This window comes from Nannocystis sp. (assembly GCF_016714285.1).
GTDB lineage: Bacteria > Myxococcota_A > Polyangia > Nannocystales > Nannocystaceae > Nannocystis.
In genome coordinates, this window is record NZ_JADJNN010000014.1 from 84,022 (window position 1) to 100,315 (window position 16,294).

9 protein-coding genes and 1 pseudogene are annotated in these 16,294 nt (G+C 72.0%); 6 read left to right on the forward strand and 4 right to left on the reverse strand.

Annotated elements, in window-relative coordinates; all coding sequences use genetic code 11:
* The first annotated feature begins 1,161 nt into the window (after positions 1–1,161).
* Positions 1,162–1,893, forward strand: a complete 732-nt coding sequence (locus IPJ59_RS23680) for an OmpA family protein (RefSeq protein ID WP_366524670.1) — start codon at positions 1,162–1,164, stop codon at positions 1,891–1,893.
* Between the two features lie 243 nt (positions 1,894–2,136).
* Positions 2,137–2,784, forward strand: a complete 648-nt coding sequence (locus IPJ59_RS23685) for a c-type cytochrome (RefSeq protein WP_293273408.1) — start codon at positions 2,137–2,139, stop codon at positions 2,782–2,784.
* Positions 2,785–2,865: 81 nt separating this feature from the next.
* On the opposite strand, the gene IPJ59_RS23690 is transcribed toward IPJ59_RS23685, so the two are convergent.
* Positions 2,866–3,960: a sensor histidine kinase gene (locus tag IPJ59_RS23690; protein WP_293250760.1), complete on the reverse strand. Its 1,095-nt coding sequence runs from the start codon at positions 3,958–3,960 to the stop codon at positions 2,866–2,868.
* A gap of 10 nt (positions 3,961–3,970) precedes the next feature.
* Positions 3,971–5,350, reverse strand: a complete 1,380-nt coding sequence (locus tag IPJ59_RS23695; RefSeq protein WP_293273409.1) for a sigma-54-dependent transcriptional regulator — start codon at positions 5,348–5,350, stop codon at positions 3,971–3,973.
* 134 nt (positions 5,351–5,484) lie between these two features.
* Between IPJ59_RS23695 and udk the strand changes: the two genes are divergently transcribed.
* The 3 genes and pseudogenes from udk to icd all read left to right on the forward strand — a co-directional run bounded on the left by udk (position 5,485) and on the right by icd (position 12,117).
* Positions 5,485–6,117, forward strand: a complete 633-nt coding sequence (gene udk / locus IPJ59_RS23700) for a uridine kinase (protein WP_293250766.1) — start codon at positions 5,485–5,487, stop codon at positions 6,115–6,117.
* A gap of 314 nt (positions 6,118–6,431) precedes the next feature.
* A complete protein-coding gene (locus IPJ59_RS23705) occupies positions 6,432–10,655 on the forward strand; it encodes a VIT domain-containing protein (RefSeq protein ID WP_293273410.1) in 4,224 nt (1,407 codons plus the stop codon).
* 221 nt (positions 10,656–10,876) lie between these two features.
* Positions 10,877–12,117 (forward strand): annotated as a pseudogene (gene icd, locus IPJ59_RS23710) (NADP-dependent isocitrate dehydrogenase).
* Positions 12,118–12,186: 69 nt separating this feature from the next.
* Here the strand turns inward: icd and IPJ59_RS23715 are convergent.
* Together IPJ59_RS23715 and IPJ59_RS23720 are read right to left on the reverse strand one after the other, a co-directional pair.
* Complete coding sequence (locus IPJ59_RS23715) at positions 12,187–12,693, reverse strand: hypothetical protein (RefSeq protein ID WP_293250775.1); 507 nt, start codon at positions 12,691–12,693, stop codon at positions 12,187–12,189.
* A 114-nt stretch (positions 12,694–12,807) separates the two neighbouring features.
* Entirely contained in the window at positions 12,808–14,430 is a 1,623-nt protein-coding gene (locus IPJ59_RS23720; RefSeq protein WP_293273411.1) for an NAD(P)/FAD-dependent oxidoreductase, read from the reverse strand.
* 184 nt (positions 14,431–14,614) lie between these two features.
* On the opposite strand from IPJ59_RS23720, the gene IPJ59_RS23725 reads away from it, so the two are divergent.
* Positions 14,615–16,294, forward strand: coding sequence for a vWA domain-containing protein (locus IPJ59_RS23725; RefSeq protein ID WP_293273412.1), 1,680 nt, complete (start codon positions 14,615–14,617; stop codon positions 16,292–16,294).

A 16,294-nucleotide genomic window follows, 5' to 3' on the forward strand; every position in this document is an offset into this window, starting at 1 on the left:
ATAAAGGGGCGCGCGTGGGCCCCGTGGCTCACAGGCAGGCAAGACCCCCAAGCTTCGCTGAACCGCAGCGAAGCGACGTCCCAACCATCTTCCCGCAGATCCATCTTCCGCGGATCCACCTTCCCGCGGATCCACGCACGGAGCACACGTCCGGGTCGCGTCCCGTGTTCCGACTTTTCCCCCGAGGAGAGACGACAATGAGCAGCTTTCGTGTTGGACTTGGAGCTTCACTGATCGCAGGGCTGGTGTCCCTGCCGGCATCGGCGGCGCAGACGCCCGGCGATGCGGGTGCGGCTCCGCCTCCGGCGGCCGAACCAGCAGGCGCACCAGCAGGCACACCGGCACCCGCAGCGGGCGCCGATGCCAGCGCTCCGGCGCCAGCGCCCACCCCAGAGGGTCCGGCGGCAGGCGCCACTGTGGAGGTCGGCACCGACGGGGCCAACGCGCAGGCCGACAAGAGCGGCGGCGTCGGCATGGGCGGCACGGTCCGCTCGGGCACCGATAAGTGCCAGAACCGAACCGACGAGAAGTGGATCCGCCGCTGCCGACCCGAGCGCAACATGTTCGAGCTCGGCATCTTTGGCGGCATCATGTTCCCGGCCTCGGGCCTGGTGCTCAACAAGGGCGGCATCAACGACGGCCCCCCGGGCTCTCACGAGCTGTTCGACGCGGAGCAGCAGCGGGACTCGATCCGGGCCATCAACGCCGGGGAGCCGGGCGCGCAGGAGTTCTACAAGCCGTACAAGAAGGTCGCGCCGGAGATCGGCCTGCGCTTCGCCTGGTACCCGCTCGCCTTCCTCGGCGGTGAAATCGAAGGCGGCGTCATGCCGACGATGACCGTGCCGCCCGACGGCTCGGCCGGCGGTCGCGCGACGCTGTTCAACTTCCGCGGTCACGTGATCGGCCAGCTGCCGTTCTGGCGGATCGCTCCGTTCATCCTCGTCGGCGGCGGCTTGCTGGGCACCAGCGGCGCGCTGGGCAGCGACGTCGACCCGGCGACGCACTTCGGCGGCGGTGTGAAGTTCTACATCACCCACCGCTTCATGATGCGCCTCGACGTGCGCGACGTGGTCGCGGCCCGCCTGCGCGTCGACGCCGGCGCGACCAACTATCCCGAGGTCCTGCTCGGCTTCTCGCTGACGCTGAACCGCAAGCCGCCCGCTGCCGAACGCCGAGAAGGACAGCGACGGCGACGGCTTCCTCGACAACGCCGACTCGTGTCCGGTCGAGCCCGGCATCGCGCCGGATGGGTGCCCGGAGCGCGACCGCGACGGCGACGGCTTCATGGACAGCCAGGACGCGTGCCCGGATGTCCCCGGCATCGCGCCAGACGGCTGCCCCGAGAAGGACCGCGACGGCGACGGCTTCCTCGACAGCGTCGACAAGTGCCCGGACGACCCGGGTGTCGAGCCCGATGGTTGCCCGATCCCCGACACCGACGGCGACGGCATCCTCGACCCCGAGGACAAGTGCCCGACGGTGCCCGAGACCAAGAACGGCTATCAGGACGAGGACGGCTGCCCGGACGAGATCCCGATGCAGCTGGCCAAGTTCACCGGCACGATCAAGGGCATCTACTTCGACCTCGACAAGGACACGATCAAGCCGAAGTCGAAGCCGGTCCTCGACCGCGCGGTGGCTGTGCTCAACGAGTTCAACACCATCCGCATCGAGATCAGCGGCCACACCGACAGCACCGGCTCGGTCGCGTACAACAAGGACCTCTCGGGTCGCCGCGCGGCCTCGGTCAAGCGCTACCTGGTCGAGCACGGCGTCGAGACGGCCCGCATCGAGACCCGCGGCGCGGGTCCGGACGAGCCGGTCGACACCAACAAGACCGCTGCGGGTCGGGCCAAGAACCGCCGCATCGAGTTCACGATCCTCGTGCAATAGCAGCCGTCCCGGTGCCTTCGAGCACGCAGGGTTCCAGAGCGCCACTGCCCGGCTGTGCCGGCGGTGGCGCTGCTCGTTTTGCCGTGTGCATCGGCGGCCGCGCTTGTGGACTGAGACCGCGGGCAAAGCTCGTTCGTAAGCTCGCGGCAGTCGTCTGCGAGGGCACCAATTCCTGTCGCTCCCGCGCGCTTTCCCCTACACTCGGCCCGCTGGCCCTCGGCGGCCGCACGAAAGAGAAACCCCATGAACCTCCGCAGCAGATTTGCCTGGGTCCGCGTCGCCGGACTCGCCTCCGTACTCGTCTCCTCGGCGGGCTTAACCGCGTGTGACAGCGGTGCCAGCGACGCCAAGGACGCGAAGAAGGCCGAGCCGGTGAAGGCGGCCGAGCCGGTGAAGGCGGCCGAGCCCGTGAAGACGGAGCCCGTGAAGACGGAGCCCGTGAAGACCGACCCGCCCGCCGACGTGAAGGCGGCCGACACCGCGGGCGACGTGAAGGCGGCCGACACCGCGGGTGCCGCGGCGGACGTGAAGCCCGCGGATGCCGCGGCCGACACGAAGCCTGCCGACACCAAGCCCGCCGACACCAAGCCCGCGGACACCAAGCCCGATCCGAAGGCCGCCACGCCCAAGGCGCCGGCGATCGACGGCAAGCCGCTCTACGAGGCGAAGTGCAAGGTGTGCCACGCCGCGGACGGCAAGGGCACCGAGGCGATGAAGAAGAACAACATCCCTGACCTCAGCGACAAGGGCTGGCAGGGCAAGCACAGCAAGGCCGTGGTGGTGAAGGCCATCACCGACGGCATCGATGGCACCAAGATGAAGGCCTTCAAGGACAAGTTCAAGGCCGAGGAGATCGACGCGATCGCGGCCTACGTCAAGAAGCTGAAGTAGGCGCGCTGACTCGCGTGTGCTGCAACGGCCGGCGCCGCCCTCGGGCGACCCGGCCGTTTTAGCAGGCCTGCTCAGGCCTGCTCAGGCATCCGCGCCGGGCAGCAGCAGCGTGAAGCGGACGCCGAGGCCCGCGTTCTCGGCGACGATGCTGCCGCCGTGCTGCTCGGCGATGCGGGCCGCGATCGAGAGGCCGAGGCCGGTGCCCTGGCTGTCGCTGTAGAACGGCGCGAACAGGCGGGCGCGCTCGACCTCGGGCAGCGGCGGGCCGTCGTTCTCGAGGATCAGGCTGGCCTCGCCGCCGCGGACCGCGACCGCGACGCGCAGGACGCCGCCGCGGGGACCGAGCGCCTTGAACGCGTTGACGGCGATGTTGAGCGCGAGCCCGGCGAGCTGGTCGGCGTCGCCGCGCACGAGCACAGGCTCCGGCGGCAGCGCGAGCTCGAGGCGGACCTGCTTCTGCGCCGCCTCGGCGCGGGTCAGCTCGGCGGTGCGTTCGGCGACGCGGCGCAGGTCGAGGCGCACCAGCTCGCTCGGGCCCGGTCGCGCGAACGACAGGAAGCGCTCGCAGATCCGCGACAGGCGATCGATCTCCTTGCGATGGATCTCCCACAGCCCGCGCTCCTCGGCCTCGACGGGGATCAGCGGGTCGATCACCTCGGCGGTGCCGGCGAGCGCGTGCAGCGGGTTCTTGATCTCGTGGGCGATGCCGGCGACGACCTCGCCGAGCGCGCTCAGGCGCCCGGCCTGGACCAGCTGCGCGACCAGCCGCTGCTGCTCGCGCAGCGCGGCCTGCAGCTCGCGTCGGCGTCGTCGCTCGAGCTCGGCGAGGTAGCCCGCGGTCCCGCCGACCGCGTTGTAGAGCAGGATCTCGAGCGCCTTCTCGAGGCCGCCCGCGGGGTCGTGGTGGTGCTGGCCGATAGCGAAGGCGTGCGGCAAGTACACCAGCGAGGTCAGCAGCGCCGCCCCCAGGCCGCCGCGCAGCCCGTGGCGGAACGCGGCGGCGACGATCGGCAGGTAGTACATGCGCCGCAGGACGTCGTGGGCCCAGTCAAGCTCGTGGCTGGTGCCGTAGTGCAGCGCCGTGATCGCGGCGATCGGCAGCCAGACCAGCAGGGTCGTGCGCCCGCCGAACATGCGGGCCTCGGCCTGGCCTGAGAGACCTGTCGCATCGGACATGCCCTGAAGGTCAGGGTCGACGGATGCCATGCTTCTCCATGCGGTAGGCCAGCACGTGCCGCGGGATCCGCAGGTAGGCGGCGGCCTGGCTGACGTTGCCACGCTTCATCTGCAGCACGCGCTCGATCACCCGCGTCTCGAGGTCGACCAGCGAGAGGCCCTCCTCGGGCAGCGCGCCGAGCAGGTCGGCGAGCGACGATCCGCCGGCCGCCCCGGGGCCGCTGGCGGGCGCAGGCGGCAGGTCCTCGACCCGCAGCGCGTCGCCGCGGCACAGGATCACGGCCCGCTCGCAGGCGTTGGCCAGCTCGCGCACGTTGCCCGGCCAGCTGCGCCGCGCGAGCTCGTCGAGCACCGCCGCCGGCACCTCGATGTCGCGGCCGTCGCTGAGGCCGGCGACGAAGTGGGCCACCAGCGCCGGGATGTCCTCCCGCCGCTCGCGCAGCGGCGGCAGCGGCAGCTCGACGACGTTGAGGCGGTAGAGCAGGTCCTTGCGCAGCGCGCCCGCGGCGGCGCGGGCGTGGATGTCCTGGTTGGTCGCCGCGAGCACGCGCACGTCGACCGCGACCGGGCTGTCGCCGCCGACCACGTCGACTAAGTGCTCCTGCAGCACGCGCAGCAGCTTGGCCTGCAGCGGGAGCGGCAGCTCGGCGACCTCGTCGAGGAAGAGGGTGCCGCCGCTGGCCTGACGGAAGCGGCCGGGTCGGTCGCGGACGGCCCCGGTGAAGGCGCCGCGGACGTGGCCGAACAGCTCCGACTCGAGCAGCTCGCCGGGGATCGCCGCGCAGTTGACGGCGACGAAGGGGCCGGACGATCGCCGGCTGCGCGCGTGGATCCTGCGGGCCACCAGCTCCTTGCCGGTGCCGCTCTCGCCGGTGATGAGCACCGGTGCGGCGCTCAGGGCCACGCGCTCCGCGATCTCGAGCACGCGGGCCATCGCCGCGGATGCGTGGACGATCGGCCGCTCCACGCCCGCGGCCTGGCGACGCAGGCGCTCGAGCTCCCGCGCCATGTTCCGCCGCTCGATCGCCTTCTGCACGGTCAGCACGAGGTGGTCGCGGTGAAACGGCTTGCCGAGGAAGTCGAAGGCGCCGGCCTTCATCGCCGCGACCGCGACCTCGATGTCGCCGTAGGCGGTGATCACCAGCACCGGGGTCTCCGGGGATCGCTCCTTGACGCGGCGCAGCACCTCCATGCCGCCGATGCCGGGCATCTGCAGGTCCGTGATCACGAGCGCGTGGCGCTCCGGCGCGAAGCGAGCGAGGCCCGCCTCGCCGTCCGCGACGTCGTCGACGACGTAGCCGGCCTTGCGTAAGTTGAAGCGCCCGAGCTCGCGGCCCGAGTCGTCGTCCTCGATGAGCAGGATGGTCTCGCCTGGCCCGTTCGTCGGCATGCTCGTCGGCATGGTACGCCGGACGTCGCGGACACACGCTCGCCGGCATCCTCACGCGAGCGTCAGCGGTCGGCCGCTGGTTTGCGGCCTGCCAGCGCAAGGCGCGCGGACGAACCATGGTATGTCCGCCCGCAATGAGCGCGACCATCGTGGGCATCGCGGGCGGGAGCGGCTCCGGCAAGACGACCATCGCCCGCAAGATCGCCGAGGCGCTGCCCAGCGAGGGCGTCGGGATCATCGAGCACGACGCCTACTACCGCGACCGCCAGGACCTCAGCTTCGAGGACCGCTGCCAGCTCAACTTCGACCACCCGGAGTCGCTGGAGACCGAGCTGCTGGTCGAGCAGATCATCGCGCTCAAGGCCGGCAAGCGGGTCGCGGTGCCGGTCTACGACTTCAAGACCCACCGCCGCACCGATGAGCCTCGCTGGCTCGATCCCAAGCCGGTGGTGATCGTCGAGGGCATCCTGGCCCTGGTCGACGCCAAGCTGCGGGCCGAGCTCGACATCAAGATCTTCGTCGACACCGACCCCGACATCCGCATCTTTCGCCGCATCCGCCGGGACATCGAGCAGCGCGGCCGCACCTTCGAGTCGGTCCGCGAGCAGTACTACCGCCACGTGCGGCCGATGCACCTCCAATTCGTGGAGCCCTCCAAGCGCCGGGCGGACCTCATCATCCCCGAGGGTGGCGACAACCGCGTCGCCCTCGACCTCGTCGTCTCGAAGCTGCGAAACATCATCGACCGCGCTCGCGAGCTGCGCTGACTGGCGCGTTGGCGCCGCGCTGAGGCGCCGAGGCCCGCGCCGAGGCTCGCGCTGAGGCCCGCGTTGGGTCGCGGCCCGACCGGTCCCTTGGGACATGTCGCAGCTTCGCCAGACCGGGCGCGGAAGTCGGGCGTTCGCTGCCCCCGCGAGAGCACGGGCGCCTGCGCGCCGCGCGATGAACTACGTTCGCCGCGACGACTCGAGGCCCGCTGCGGCGAGCCCCAGCGGCGTCGCTGTAGATCATCGCGGCGCAGGCGTGCGATGCTCCCGCGTTCGCGTCGTTGCATGTTCGCGTCGTTGCATGTGAGGTGATTGTGAATTCGATCCCGCCGCCCGTCCCCGCCCGTCGTCGTTCCTCCCGCATCTGGATCGTCGCCGGTCTGCTCACCCTGCTCGCTGGCGGCGTGACCGTGGCGATCGTGAAGCCGTGGCAGAAGCCGCCGCCGGTCCGCACCGAGCGCCTCGGCAGCAGCCTCGAGCTGGCCGCCGGTGAGGTCTTGCTCGAGCGCGACGGCGGCACCTCGCGCCTGCTCTCCGGCACGCCGCTGCCGGCCGACGCGGTGGTCCGCACCGGCGCCGGGGCGCGGGCGATGATCCGCCTCGGCGACGGCTCGCGCGTGTTCCTCCGCGACGGCACCCGCGTGACCCTCGGCGGCGGCGTCACCCTCACCGAGGGCCAGCTGTGGCTCGAGGCCCCCCCGCTCGAGGAGGGCCAGGAGGCCGCGGCCCACCACGTAGGTGAGCACACCGTCTCGCTCAGCGACGGCGGCGCGAGCCTGTCGCTGCAAGCCGGCACCGCCCAGATCTACGTCGCCGAGGGCCTGGCGATCGTCAGCGGCAGCGGCGGTCGGGCCGAGGTCAAGGCGGGCGAGCAGGCGATCGTCGGGGCCGACGGCGCGCCGAAGGTCGAACCGGTCGCGTTCTGGGAGGACTGGACCGGCGGCATGGGCGACCGCGGCGGCGGTGGTGTCGGCGCGGGCGTCGGCTCTGGAGCGCTCTACGCCGTCGACCGCAGCGGCCCGCCCGGCGCGCCCGCATTGCCGCTGACGATCCAGCGCCAGACGGTGAAGATCGCGGTCGAGGGCGACCTCGCCGAGACCCTCGTCGACCAGCGCTTCTTCAACCCCGCGAGCGCCCCGGTCGAGGGCTGGTACTGGTTCACGATCCCGGAGAACTCGCTGCTGGTGAGCTTCGCGCTCGAGACCAACGGCCAGCTCGTCGAGGGGGAGATCGTCGAGCGCAAGAAGGCCGCCGCGACCTACGAGGCCGCGATCCGCCGCGACAACGACCCCGCGCTGCTCGAGTGGATCGACGGCCGCACCGTGCGGGCCCGCATCTACCCGGTGCCGGCGCTCGGCGAGCGCCGCATCGTCCTGCGCTACCAGCAGCTGCTCACCGAGAGCGAAGGCAAGCTGCGCTACCGCTACCCGCTCTCGGGCCCGCCCGGGCGTGACGCGGCCACGATCGAGGAGTTCTCGCTCGAGGTCCAGCTGCGCGACGGCCTCGAGCAGCGCTACACCCTGGCGACCCTCGGCGAGGCCCGGGTCGAGCCGGACAACAAGCGGGTGACGATGCGCCGCTCTGGCTACACGCCGCGCGCCGACTTCGAGATCGAGCTGACGCGCAAGCCCGAGGTGCCGCGCACCCCGCTGCGCTACAACCTGCTCGACCCCGGCGGCGACCAGGCCCGCTTCGTGATGGTCCGCTACGCGCCCGACCTCGACTTCTCGAAGGTGGCGATGCCGACCGGCGAGGTGGTGGTGGTGGTCGACACCTCGGCCGCGGGCGACCCGTCGGAGCAACAGACCAAGCTCGCGGTCGCCGAGGCGCTGCTGCGCAGCCTGTCCGCGGGCGATCGCTTCGCGGTGATGAGCGCCGATGTCACGGCGACCGTGCTCTACCCGCCCGAGGGCCTCGCGGAGGCCTCCCCGGACGCAATTTCGCAGGCGCTCGAGAAGGTCGCCCAGCACGCCGCCGGCGGCGCGACCGACCTCGGGGCGATCTTCGAGCAGGCGCTGACGCGGGTCCACGGGCTCGAGCAGCCGGCGGTCGTGTACATCGGCGACGGCCTCGCGACCTCGGGTGAACGCGGCGGCGACGCCCTCGCCGAGCGCCTGCGTCGCTCGATGACCGGCTCGCGCGCTCGCCTGTTCACCGTCGGCGTCGGCGCCGAGGTCGACGCGGCGATGCTCGGCCGGCTCGCCCGCGTCGGCGGCGGCGAGTCGCTGCGGGTCGACGCGCCCGAGCAGGCGGTGGTCCGCGCGCTCGAGCTGTCCGGCGCGCTCAAGACCCCGACGATCACCGACCTCGAGGTCGAGCTCGGCGAGGGCCTCGACGACCTGTTCATCTCGACCGGCGGCAAGCTGTCGCGCGGGCAGGAGATGGTCGTGCTGGCCCGCACCCACCACGATCTCCCGGACTCGATCACCGTGAAGGGCCGCCTCGCCGGCGGCAGCTTCGAGCAGAAGTACCCGCTGGTCCGCGACCGGGGCGTGCTCGACCAGATCGTCCCGCGCCTGTGGGCCCACGCCTTCGTCGAGCGCCTGCTCGGCGACAGCCGCGGCGTCGAGGCGGTCCGCGGCAAGATCCTCTCGCTCGGCCTCGAGTACGGGATGATGACCCCCTTCACCTCGTTCCTCGCCCTCGACAGCGAAGGCGCGTACGCCCAGCAGAACATCCAGCGGCGCCATCGCAACTTCGGCGGCGTCAAGCTCACCGCCGACTCGGCCTGGACCCGCGGCGCCGAGAGTCGCCCAGGCAGCGTGATCGCGATGCTGTCCGCCGCCGCCTCGGCGCCCTTCGGCTGCAACGCCGGCAGCGCGCCGACCAGCGCCGACCGCAGCGAGCGGCGGGCCGAGTCCGCCCCGAGCCCCGCCACCAACACCACCCCGACCACCACCGCGGCCGCCCCGGTCGGTGCGACCCCGCAGACCGAGAAGAACCTCGACGCCCCCGCGCCGCCACCGGCACCCGAACCCGAGGCGGCCGCGAGCCCGGCCGAGGAGGCGCGCGCCCCGACGGACGACGCCAAGGTCGCCGAGGCGCCGCCGCTCGCCAAGCCGAGCCCGGGCCCGTCCTCCGGCATCTCCCGCGGCGCCGACGGTGACGGCGGCGGAGGTGGCTACGCCAAGAAGGCCAGCAAGGCCCCCTCGCGGCCCGCCGACCCGTTCTCTGTGGCCGACAAGGAGGGCTCCGTGCTGAAGACCCGGCCGCCGGTGATCATCAACTCGGGTGTGGCCCGCGGCCTCAAGCTGCCGTGCTCCGACGCCGCCGCCCGCGGCCTGGCCCACCGCCGCCTGCTGTGGCAGAAGCGGCTCGCCGAGGCCGACTCGATCTACGCCGCCCTCAACGCCTACGAGGCCGCCGCGGGCAGCTGCGAGGTCGGCGGCTGGAAGGACCAGCGCGTGTTCCTGCAGCTGCTGCACGAGCGCGTCAACACCGAGGGTGAGATCGCGGTGCTGCTCGGCCACTTCGCCGGTGAGAACGACGCCCGCAGCTACCTCGCGCGCGGCCTGATGCGCCGCCTCGTCGACCCCGCGCTGCTCGCCGCGGTCGAGACGGCGATGTTCGGCGGCGGCGTCGACTGGCGCGACGTCGATCGCCAGCTCCTCCTGGTCATCGAGCCCGGCGCCGCCGACAAGCGCCTGGCGATCGTGCAACAGGCGCTGCTGCGCAGCCCCGGCGATCCGCAGGGCGAGCGCCGGATGATCCGCCTGCTCACCGAGCAGGGCAAGCTCGAGGAGGCGATCGCCCGCGGCCGTCGCCTGCGCGAGCAGGGCCTCATGACCCCGATCCTCGCCCAGCAGATCGGCGAGGTCTTCGTCGCCCACAACCAGCCCGACCAGGCCCAGCGCGTGTTCTCGGAGATCGTCGAGTTCGACCCACGCTCACCCGGCAGTCGGCGCCTGCTCGGCGACATCTTCTTTCGCCACCACTGGTTCGACCGCGCCTATCGGCAGTACGAAGATCTGGTCGAGATGACACCGGACGACGCGCTGGCGATCATCCGCCTGGCCCGCGCCGCCGCCGGCCAGGGGCGCACCGACGAGGCGCTCCGGATCCTCCGCAAGGTCGCCGCCGGCGAGGGCCGCCCCGGCGCCGACGACCCGCGCCGCTTCGCCCGCTTGCACGCCGCCGTCTACCTCGCCGGCCTGCTCGCCGACAACGACGGCAAGACCCCGATCGCCAGTGTCGCCCGCGAGCTCGGTCGCCTTCAACTCTTCGACGCCCCCGCGATCTGGACCGTCGTCGTGTGGGACGACCTCGAGGCCCGCCTCACCCTCAGCTCCGACCCGCCGACGCCGCTGGCCGGCGACGCCATCGACGCCGGCACCACCGGCCTGTTCGCGCTGCAGGCCCCCGCCGGCGCGCTCACGCCGATGTTCGTCCGCCACCTCGGCGTGCCGCTCGATCGCGAGGTCGGCTACACGCGCCTGACGATCACGTGGGACGGCAAGGAGTTCAAGGTGGAGCGCAGCCCCGGCAGCATCGCCGCGGGCGAGACCGGTGTTCCCCCGGCCGCGACCCCGAGCCCCTGAGGCGCCAACACGACGGCCAGCACGCACGACGGCCAGCACGGCCGTCACGGCCCGTCATGGCCCGTCATGGCCCGTCATGGCCCGTCACGGCCAGTACAGCGCCAATCACGTTATCGCGCGGGTCCGATCGCCGTCAATGACGAGGCGGCTCACGCACCCGCGTCGGCGCAGTGTCAGCGCCCGCGGCTTGGCCACGCGGGCGCCGTGGTATACGGGCGCCGATGGCCGATACGATCAAGATGACTCCGCAGGGCCTTACGGTCCCCAACCACCCCATCATCCCCTTCATCGAGGGCGACGGGATCGGCCCCGACATCTGGGCGGCCTCGGTCCGCGTGTTCGACGCCGCAGTGGCGAAGGCCTACGGCGGCAGCCGCAAGATCGCGTGGCGCGAGGTCCTGGCCGGCGAGAAGGCCTTCGAGAAGACCGGCAGCTGGCTGCCCCCCGAGACCCTCACGGTGTTTCGCGAGCAGCTGGTCGGCATCAAGGGCCCGCTGACCACGCCGGTCGGCGGCGGCATCCGCAGCCTCAACGTCGCCCTGCGTCAGGAGCTCGACCTCTACACCTGCCTGCGTCCGGTCCGCTGGTTCGAGGGCGTGCCGAGCCCGATCAAGCGCCCGCAGGACACCAACATGGTGATCTTCCGCGAGAACACCGAGGACATCTACGCCGGCATCGAGTTCCAGGCCGGCACCCCGGACGGCAACAAGTTCCGCGACCTCCTGCGCGACAACTTCCCCAAGCCCTTCACCAAGGTGCGCTTCCCCGACACCGCCAGCTTCGGCATCAAGCCGGTCTCGCAGGAGGGCACCGAGCGCCTGGTCCGCGCCGCGCTCGACTACACGATCGCCCACAAGCTGCCCAGCCTGACCCTGGTCCACAAGGGCAACATCATGAAGTTCACGGAGGGCGGCTTCCGTGACTGGGGCTACGCGCTCGCCAAGTCTGCCTACGGCGCGGCCCTGCTCGACGGCGGCCCGTGGATGGTGTTCGAGAAGGACGGCCACCGCGTGGTCGTGAAGGACGCGATCGCCGACGCCTTCCTCCAGCAGATCCTGACCCGCCCGGCCGAGTACGACGTCGTGGCGACGATGAACTTGAACGGCGACTACATCTCCGACGCCCTCGCGGCCTGCGTCGGCGGCATCGGCATCGCCCCCGGGGCAACATCAACTACGACACCGGCCACGCGATCTTCGAGGCCACCCACGGCACCGCCCCGAAGTACGCCGGCCAGGACAAGGTCAACCCCGGCTCGGTGATCCTCTCCGGCGATCTCATGCTCCGCCACCTCGGCTGGCACGAGGCCGCGGACCTGATCATCCGCGGCATCGAGCAGGCGATCCTCGCCAAGAAGGTCACCTACGACTTCGCCCGCATGATGGAGGGCGCCCACGAGGTGAAGTGCTCCGAGTTCGGCGACGCGATCATCGCCCACATGGGCGACCAGACGGCGGCCTGATCGATCGCCCGCTGCTCACGCCAGCGACACTAGCAGGGCCGCACCCGCGAGGGCGCGGCCCTCACTCGTTCACGGCACCATGATCTCGCCGGCGGCGTTGCGGCAGGTCGGGCCGCAGCCCTCGCCGTTCGGCTGCGTCGTCATGTAGTTGGGCGTCAGGTCGGCGCTGTGCAGGGGCTTGTCCCCCAGGCTGATCGTCAGCTTGACCCGCTGCGGCTCGCCGGAGATCTGGATGTCGGAGAAGCCCTGCTGATCCGCCGGCAGCGCGCAGCCGGACTCGCCGATCTGAACCTTGCCGTCCTCCGTGCAGCTCAGCGAGGGACCGGCGTCGCAGGCCTGCAGCGGCAGCGAGCCCTTGCACTCGAGCGCCTTGCCGTCGAGCTCGAAGCCGAAGGTGTAGACACCGGGCGTCCACGCCGTGGCCTTCTTCAGCTCGACGCGAAAGCCGTTGATGCAGCCGATCTGCGTGCACACCTTGCCGCCCCCGGAGTCGCCGGGTCCGGCGGGACCAGCCTGCTCCTTACAGGCGGGGAGGGCAGTGAGCAGGAGGAGGGCGAGCAGGGCAGGGCGCGACATGGCCGGCATCCTGGCACGATCCACCGCGGGCGCAAGCACCTTCGCGGCGCGGCGAGCCGCCCTCGCCGACGCTCACTCGCCGACGCTCACTCGCCGACGCTCACTCGCCGACGCTCACTCGCCGAACACCCGCGCGAGCGCGAAGCCCGGGCCCATCGCCGCGAGCGCGGCGACCAGCGCCGCGCGACGGCGGCGCCAGAAGCTCGCCAGCGCCTCGCCCTCGACGTCGTCGAGCGCCTGCAGCTGACCCGCGAGGGCCCGCAGCGGCCCGGCCAGCGCGGGCTCGCGGATCGGGTCGTTGGCGTAGCGCGGCGCGAGGCAGTTGATGTGCCAGTTGCGGGTGCGAAACAGGGTCGGCTCGGCGACGCGGCGCGGCTCGATCAGCAGGTACAGCTGCGCCGGCTCCTCCGCGCCGTCGGCGGGCCGAAACTCGAGCTGGCAGCACACGAAGCCCAGCTGCTCTGGATCGTGCAGCGTCGTCTCGTCGCGCCCCAGCGCCGCGCTGCGCCGGGCCTGCGCCGCGTCGCTGACCGCCGCGTAGGCCAGGTTGCGCACCAGCCCGCTGGTCAGGATGAGGAACGCCTTCTGCGGCCGCAGCTCGGTGTCCTCGCGCAGCAAGATCCGCTTCGACTCCCAGAAGTAGTCGTCGCGCGTCAGGGTCTGCTGGTAGTAGAAGCGGACCATCCGCAGCAGGTCGCCGAACAGCTCGGCGTGGTGTCGTTGGTAGCGCTCCAGCACCGCCGCCGCGTCGTGCTCCCCGCGCAGCTCGCCGCAGAGCAGCTCGGCCGCGTGGAAGCCGGCGTGCATCGCCAGGAAAACCCCGGTCGACAGCACGGGGTCGATGAAGCCCGCCGCGTCGCCGACCAGCAGGTAGCCTGGGCCCGCGACCCGGCGCATGCGGTAGCTCCAGTCGCGTTGCGTCCGCACCGGGGTGACCCGCTGCGCACCCGCGCCGAGCACCCCCGCGAGCAGCGTGCTGCCAGCGACCGCGGCCGCGAAGCGCTCGCCGCGGGTCGCCTCGCTCTCGCGGTCATCGCCGGGATCGAGGCGCACCATCCCGATCGACGCCCGCGTCGGCGTCAGCGGGAACAGCCACAGCCAGTGGTCCCGCTCCGCGACGAACAGCGCCTGGCGCTCGCGCGGCGCCGGCAGCCGGCCGGCGGCCTCGTAGTGGGCCCACGAGGCCTGGTGTTGCAGGCCCGCGATCGTCTCGCGCAGCCCGAGCTCGCGGGCCAGCAGCGCGGCCTGGCCCGACGCATCGACGGTCCAGCGCGCGCGCGCCTCGTGCTCGTGCTCCTCGCCGCGTCGACGCCAGCGCACGCCGACGCAGCGATCGCCGTCCCACAGCGGCGCCCGCACGGCCGCGTGCGTGTGGCACACCGCCCCGGCGCGCTCGGCCGCGTGAAACAGGATCTCGTCGAAGCGCGCGCGGTCGACCAGGTATGCGTGCTCGTACGCGTCGGTGTCGGAGAACCACAGGTCCCAGCGCGGCGTGGCGCCCCACTGCCAGTGGGTCGTGCCGCTCTTGCGGGTGAAGCCCGCGGCCTCGACCTCCGCCAGCGCGCCCATGCGATCGAGGATCGGCATGATGCCGGGCAGCAGGCTCTCGCCCACGTGCACGCGTGGGTGGACGTCGGCCTCGAGCAGCAGGACCCGCAGCCCGCCGCGGGCGGCACAGGCGGCGACGCTGGTCCCCGCCGGTCCGCCGCCGATGACGATCAGGTCCCAGGTGTCCAAGCCGCGCCACGCTACGTGCCCTGCCTCCGGGGTGTCAACCTTGTTGTCGCCCGCCACCAAAACAGCCATCGCCGTTGTCGCCTCCAGACCGCGAGTGAACGCACAATCTGAATAATATCAATGATTCCATATGGTCCGGGAGCTGCAATCCAGGTGCGAAGACCCGAACACCCCAGGAGCACCCATGAGACCCGCCACCCGCACTGCCAACACTGTACTCACCTTCACCGTCGCCGCGTTGCTCGGGGGCTGCCTCGGGCACCCCGTCAAGGAGGTCGTCTACGACAAGGTCGACATCGTCCGCGAGCCGCTGCGGCTCGACCTCAACCGCGACGTCGACATCCTCTTCGTCATCGACAACTCGGGCTCGATGGCGGAGGAGCAGGCCCGCCTCGCCCGCAACTTCCCCGCCTTCATCGCCGCGCTCGACGGCATGCGCGCCGACTATCGCATCGGCGTGACGACCACCGACGTCGCCCACCCCGGCTGCAGCAGCGGCGCGACCCCGGAGGACGGCGCGCTGGTGCTGCGCAGCTGCCTCGACGCGGTGGCCCAGGGCGCCTTCGTCTTCAACGACCTCGACGCCGCCTACGCCTGCACCGAGCAGTGCAAGCTCGGCCCCGACGAACTGCGCCAGCAGCCGTCGGTCTACGACGGCGAGCTCCACCCCTGGCTCGAGTCGATCGGCGGCCAGGCGAACCTCGCCCCCGGCGTCGCCATGGCCGACGCCTTCGCCTGCTTCGGCCCGCAGGGCATCGACGGCTGCGGCTACGAGTCCCCGCTCGAGGCGATGCGCCTGGCGATCACGAAGGCCCGCGGCCCCGAGGGCAACGGCTTCATGCGCGACGAGGCCCTGCTCTCGGTCGTGCTCGTCACCGATGAGGCCGACTGCAGCAGCAACCCCGCGCACAAGGACATCTTCACCACCAACACCACCTTCCAGAACGACGTCGCCCCGCAGCGCACCAGCGCCACCTGCTGGCGCGCCGGCACGGCCTGCAGCGGCGCCGGCCCGGACTTCAAGGAGTGCCACGCCGAGGACTACAGCGCCGACGGCAGCCCCGGCGCCGACGACGACGCCGTGCTCCACCCGGTCGACCGCTACATCGACTTCCTCGCCGGCCTGCGCGGCACCTCGGGCGAGCCCACCGGCCAGCCCGCGGGCGACGGCGGCGCCGCGGCGCGCGATGTCCTGGTCTCGCTGATCACCGGCGTGCCCGTCGGCTACGACCGCGGCGAGGCCGAGATCGAGTACCACGCCGCCGAACCCGGCTCGGAGCAGGCGATCAACTTCGGCATCGCCCCCGGCTGCACCAACAGCGAGGACGGCAGCAACAGCACCGCGATCCCGCCGGTGCGCGAGCGCGAGGTCGCCGAGGCCTTCGCCGGGGAGGACGGCGCCCGCAACCTGTTCTCGATCTGCCAGGACGACTACAGCCCCGCGCTCGAGCAGATCGCCCGCAGCATCGAGAAGGCGCTCGCGCCCGCGTGCGCCGGGGCCTGCGTCGCCGACAGCGACCCCGAGACGGAGCTGCTCGAGCCCGACTGCCTCGTCACCGCCGAGCTCCCCGACGCCAGTGAGGTCGAGGTCCCGGCCTGCGTCCGCGCCGGCGACGGCTGGGCCGTGCCCGCCGACGCCGACGCGTGCTTCTACACGCTGGTCGACCCGGGCGGCCGCAGCGACTTCAAGGGCGACGACATGACCCTCGTCCCGGGTCCGGACGGCCAGGCGATCGCCGCGTGCGGCCAGGACGGCGAGAACCTCGAGTTCAAGATCCTGCGCGAAGGTCCGCGCCGCCCGGGGATCCACTATTCGGCGGAGTGCGTGGTCGCTCAGGGCCCGGAATCGTGCCATGTCGGCTGA

What these genes read in the sequence shown, in the direction of transcription:
- IPJ59_RS23695 (WP_293273409.1), bottom strand. Translation starts at nt 5,350, where the DNA reads ATGCCGACGAACGGGCCAGGCGAGACCATCCTGCTCATCGAGGACGAC.
- IPJ59_RS23715 (WP_293250775.1), bottom strand. Translation starts at nt 12,693, where the DNA reads ATGTCGCGCCCTGCCCTGCTCGCCCTCCTCCTGCTCACTGCCCTCCCC.
- IPJ59_RS23685 (WP_293273408.1), top strand. Translation starts at nt 2,137, where the DNA reads ATGAACCTCCGCAGCAGATTTGCCTGGGTCCGCGTCGCCGGACTCGCC.
- IPJ59_RS23690 (WP_293250760.1), bottom strand. Translation starts at nt 3,960, where the DNA reads ATGTCCGATGCGACAGGTCTCTCAGGCCAGGCCGAGGCCCGCATGTTC.
- IPJ59_RS23725 (WP_293273412.1), top strand. Translation starts at nt 14,615, where the DNA reads ATGAGACCCGCCACCCGCACTGCCAACACTGTACTCACCTTCACCGTC.
- udk (WP_293250766.1), top strand. Translation starts at nt 5,485, where the DNA reads ATGAGCGCGACCATCGTGGGCATCGCGGGCGGGAGCGGCTCCGGCAAG.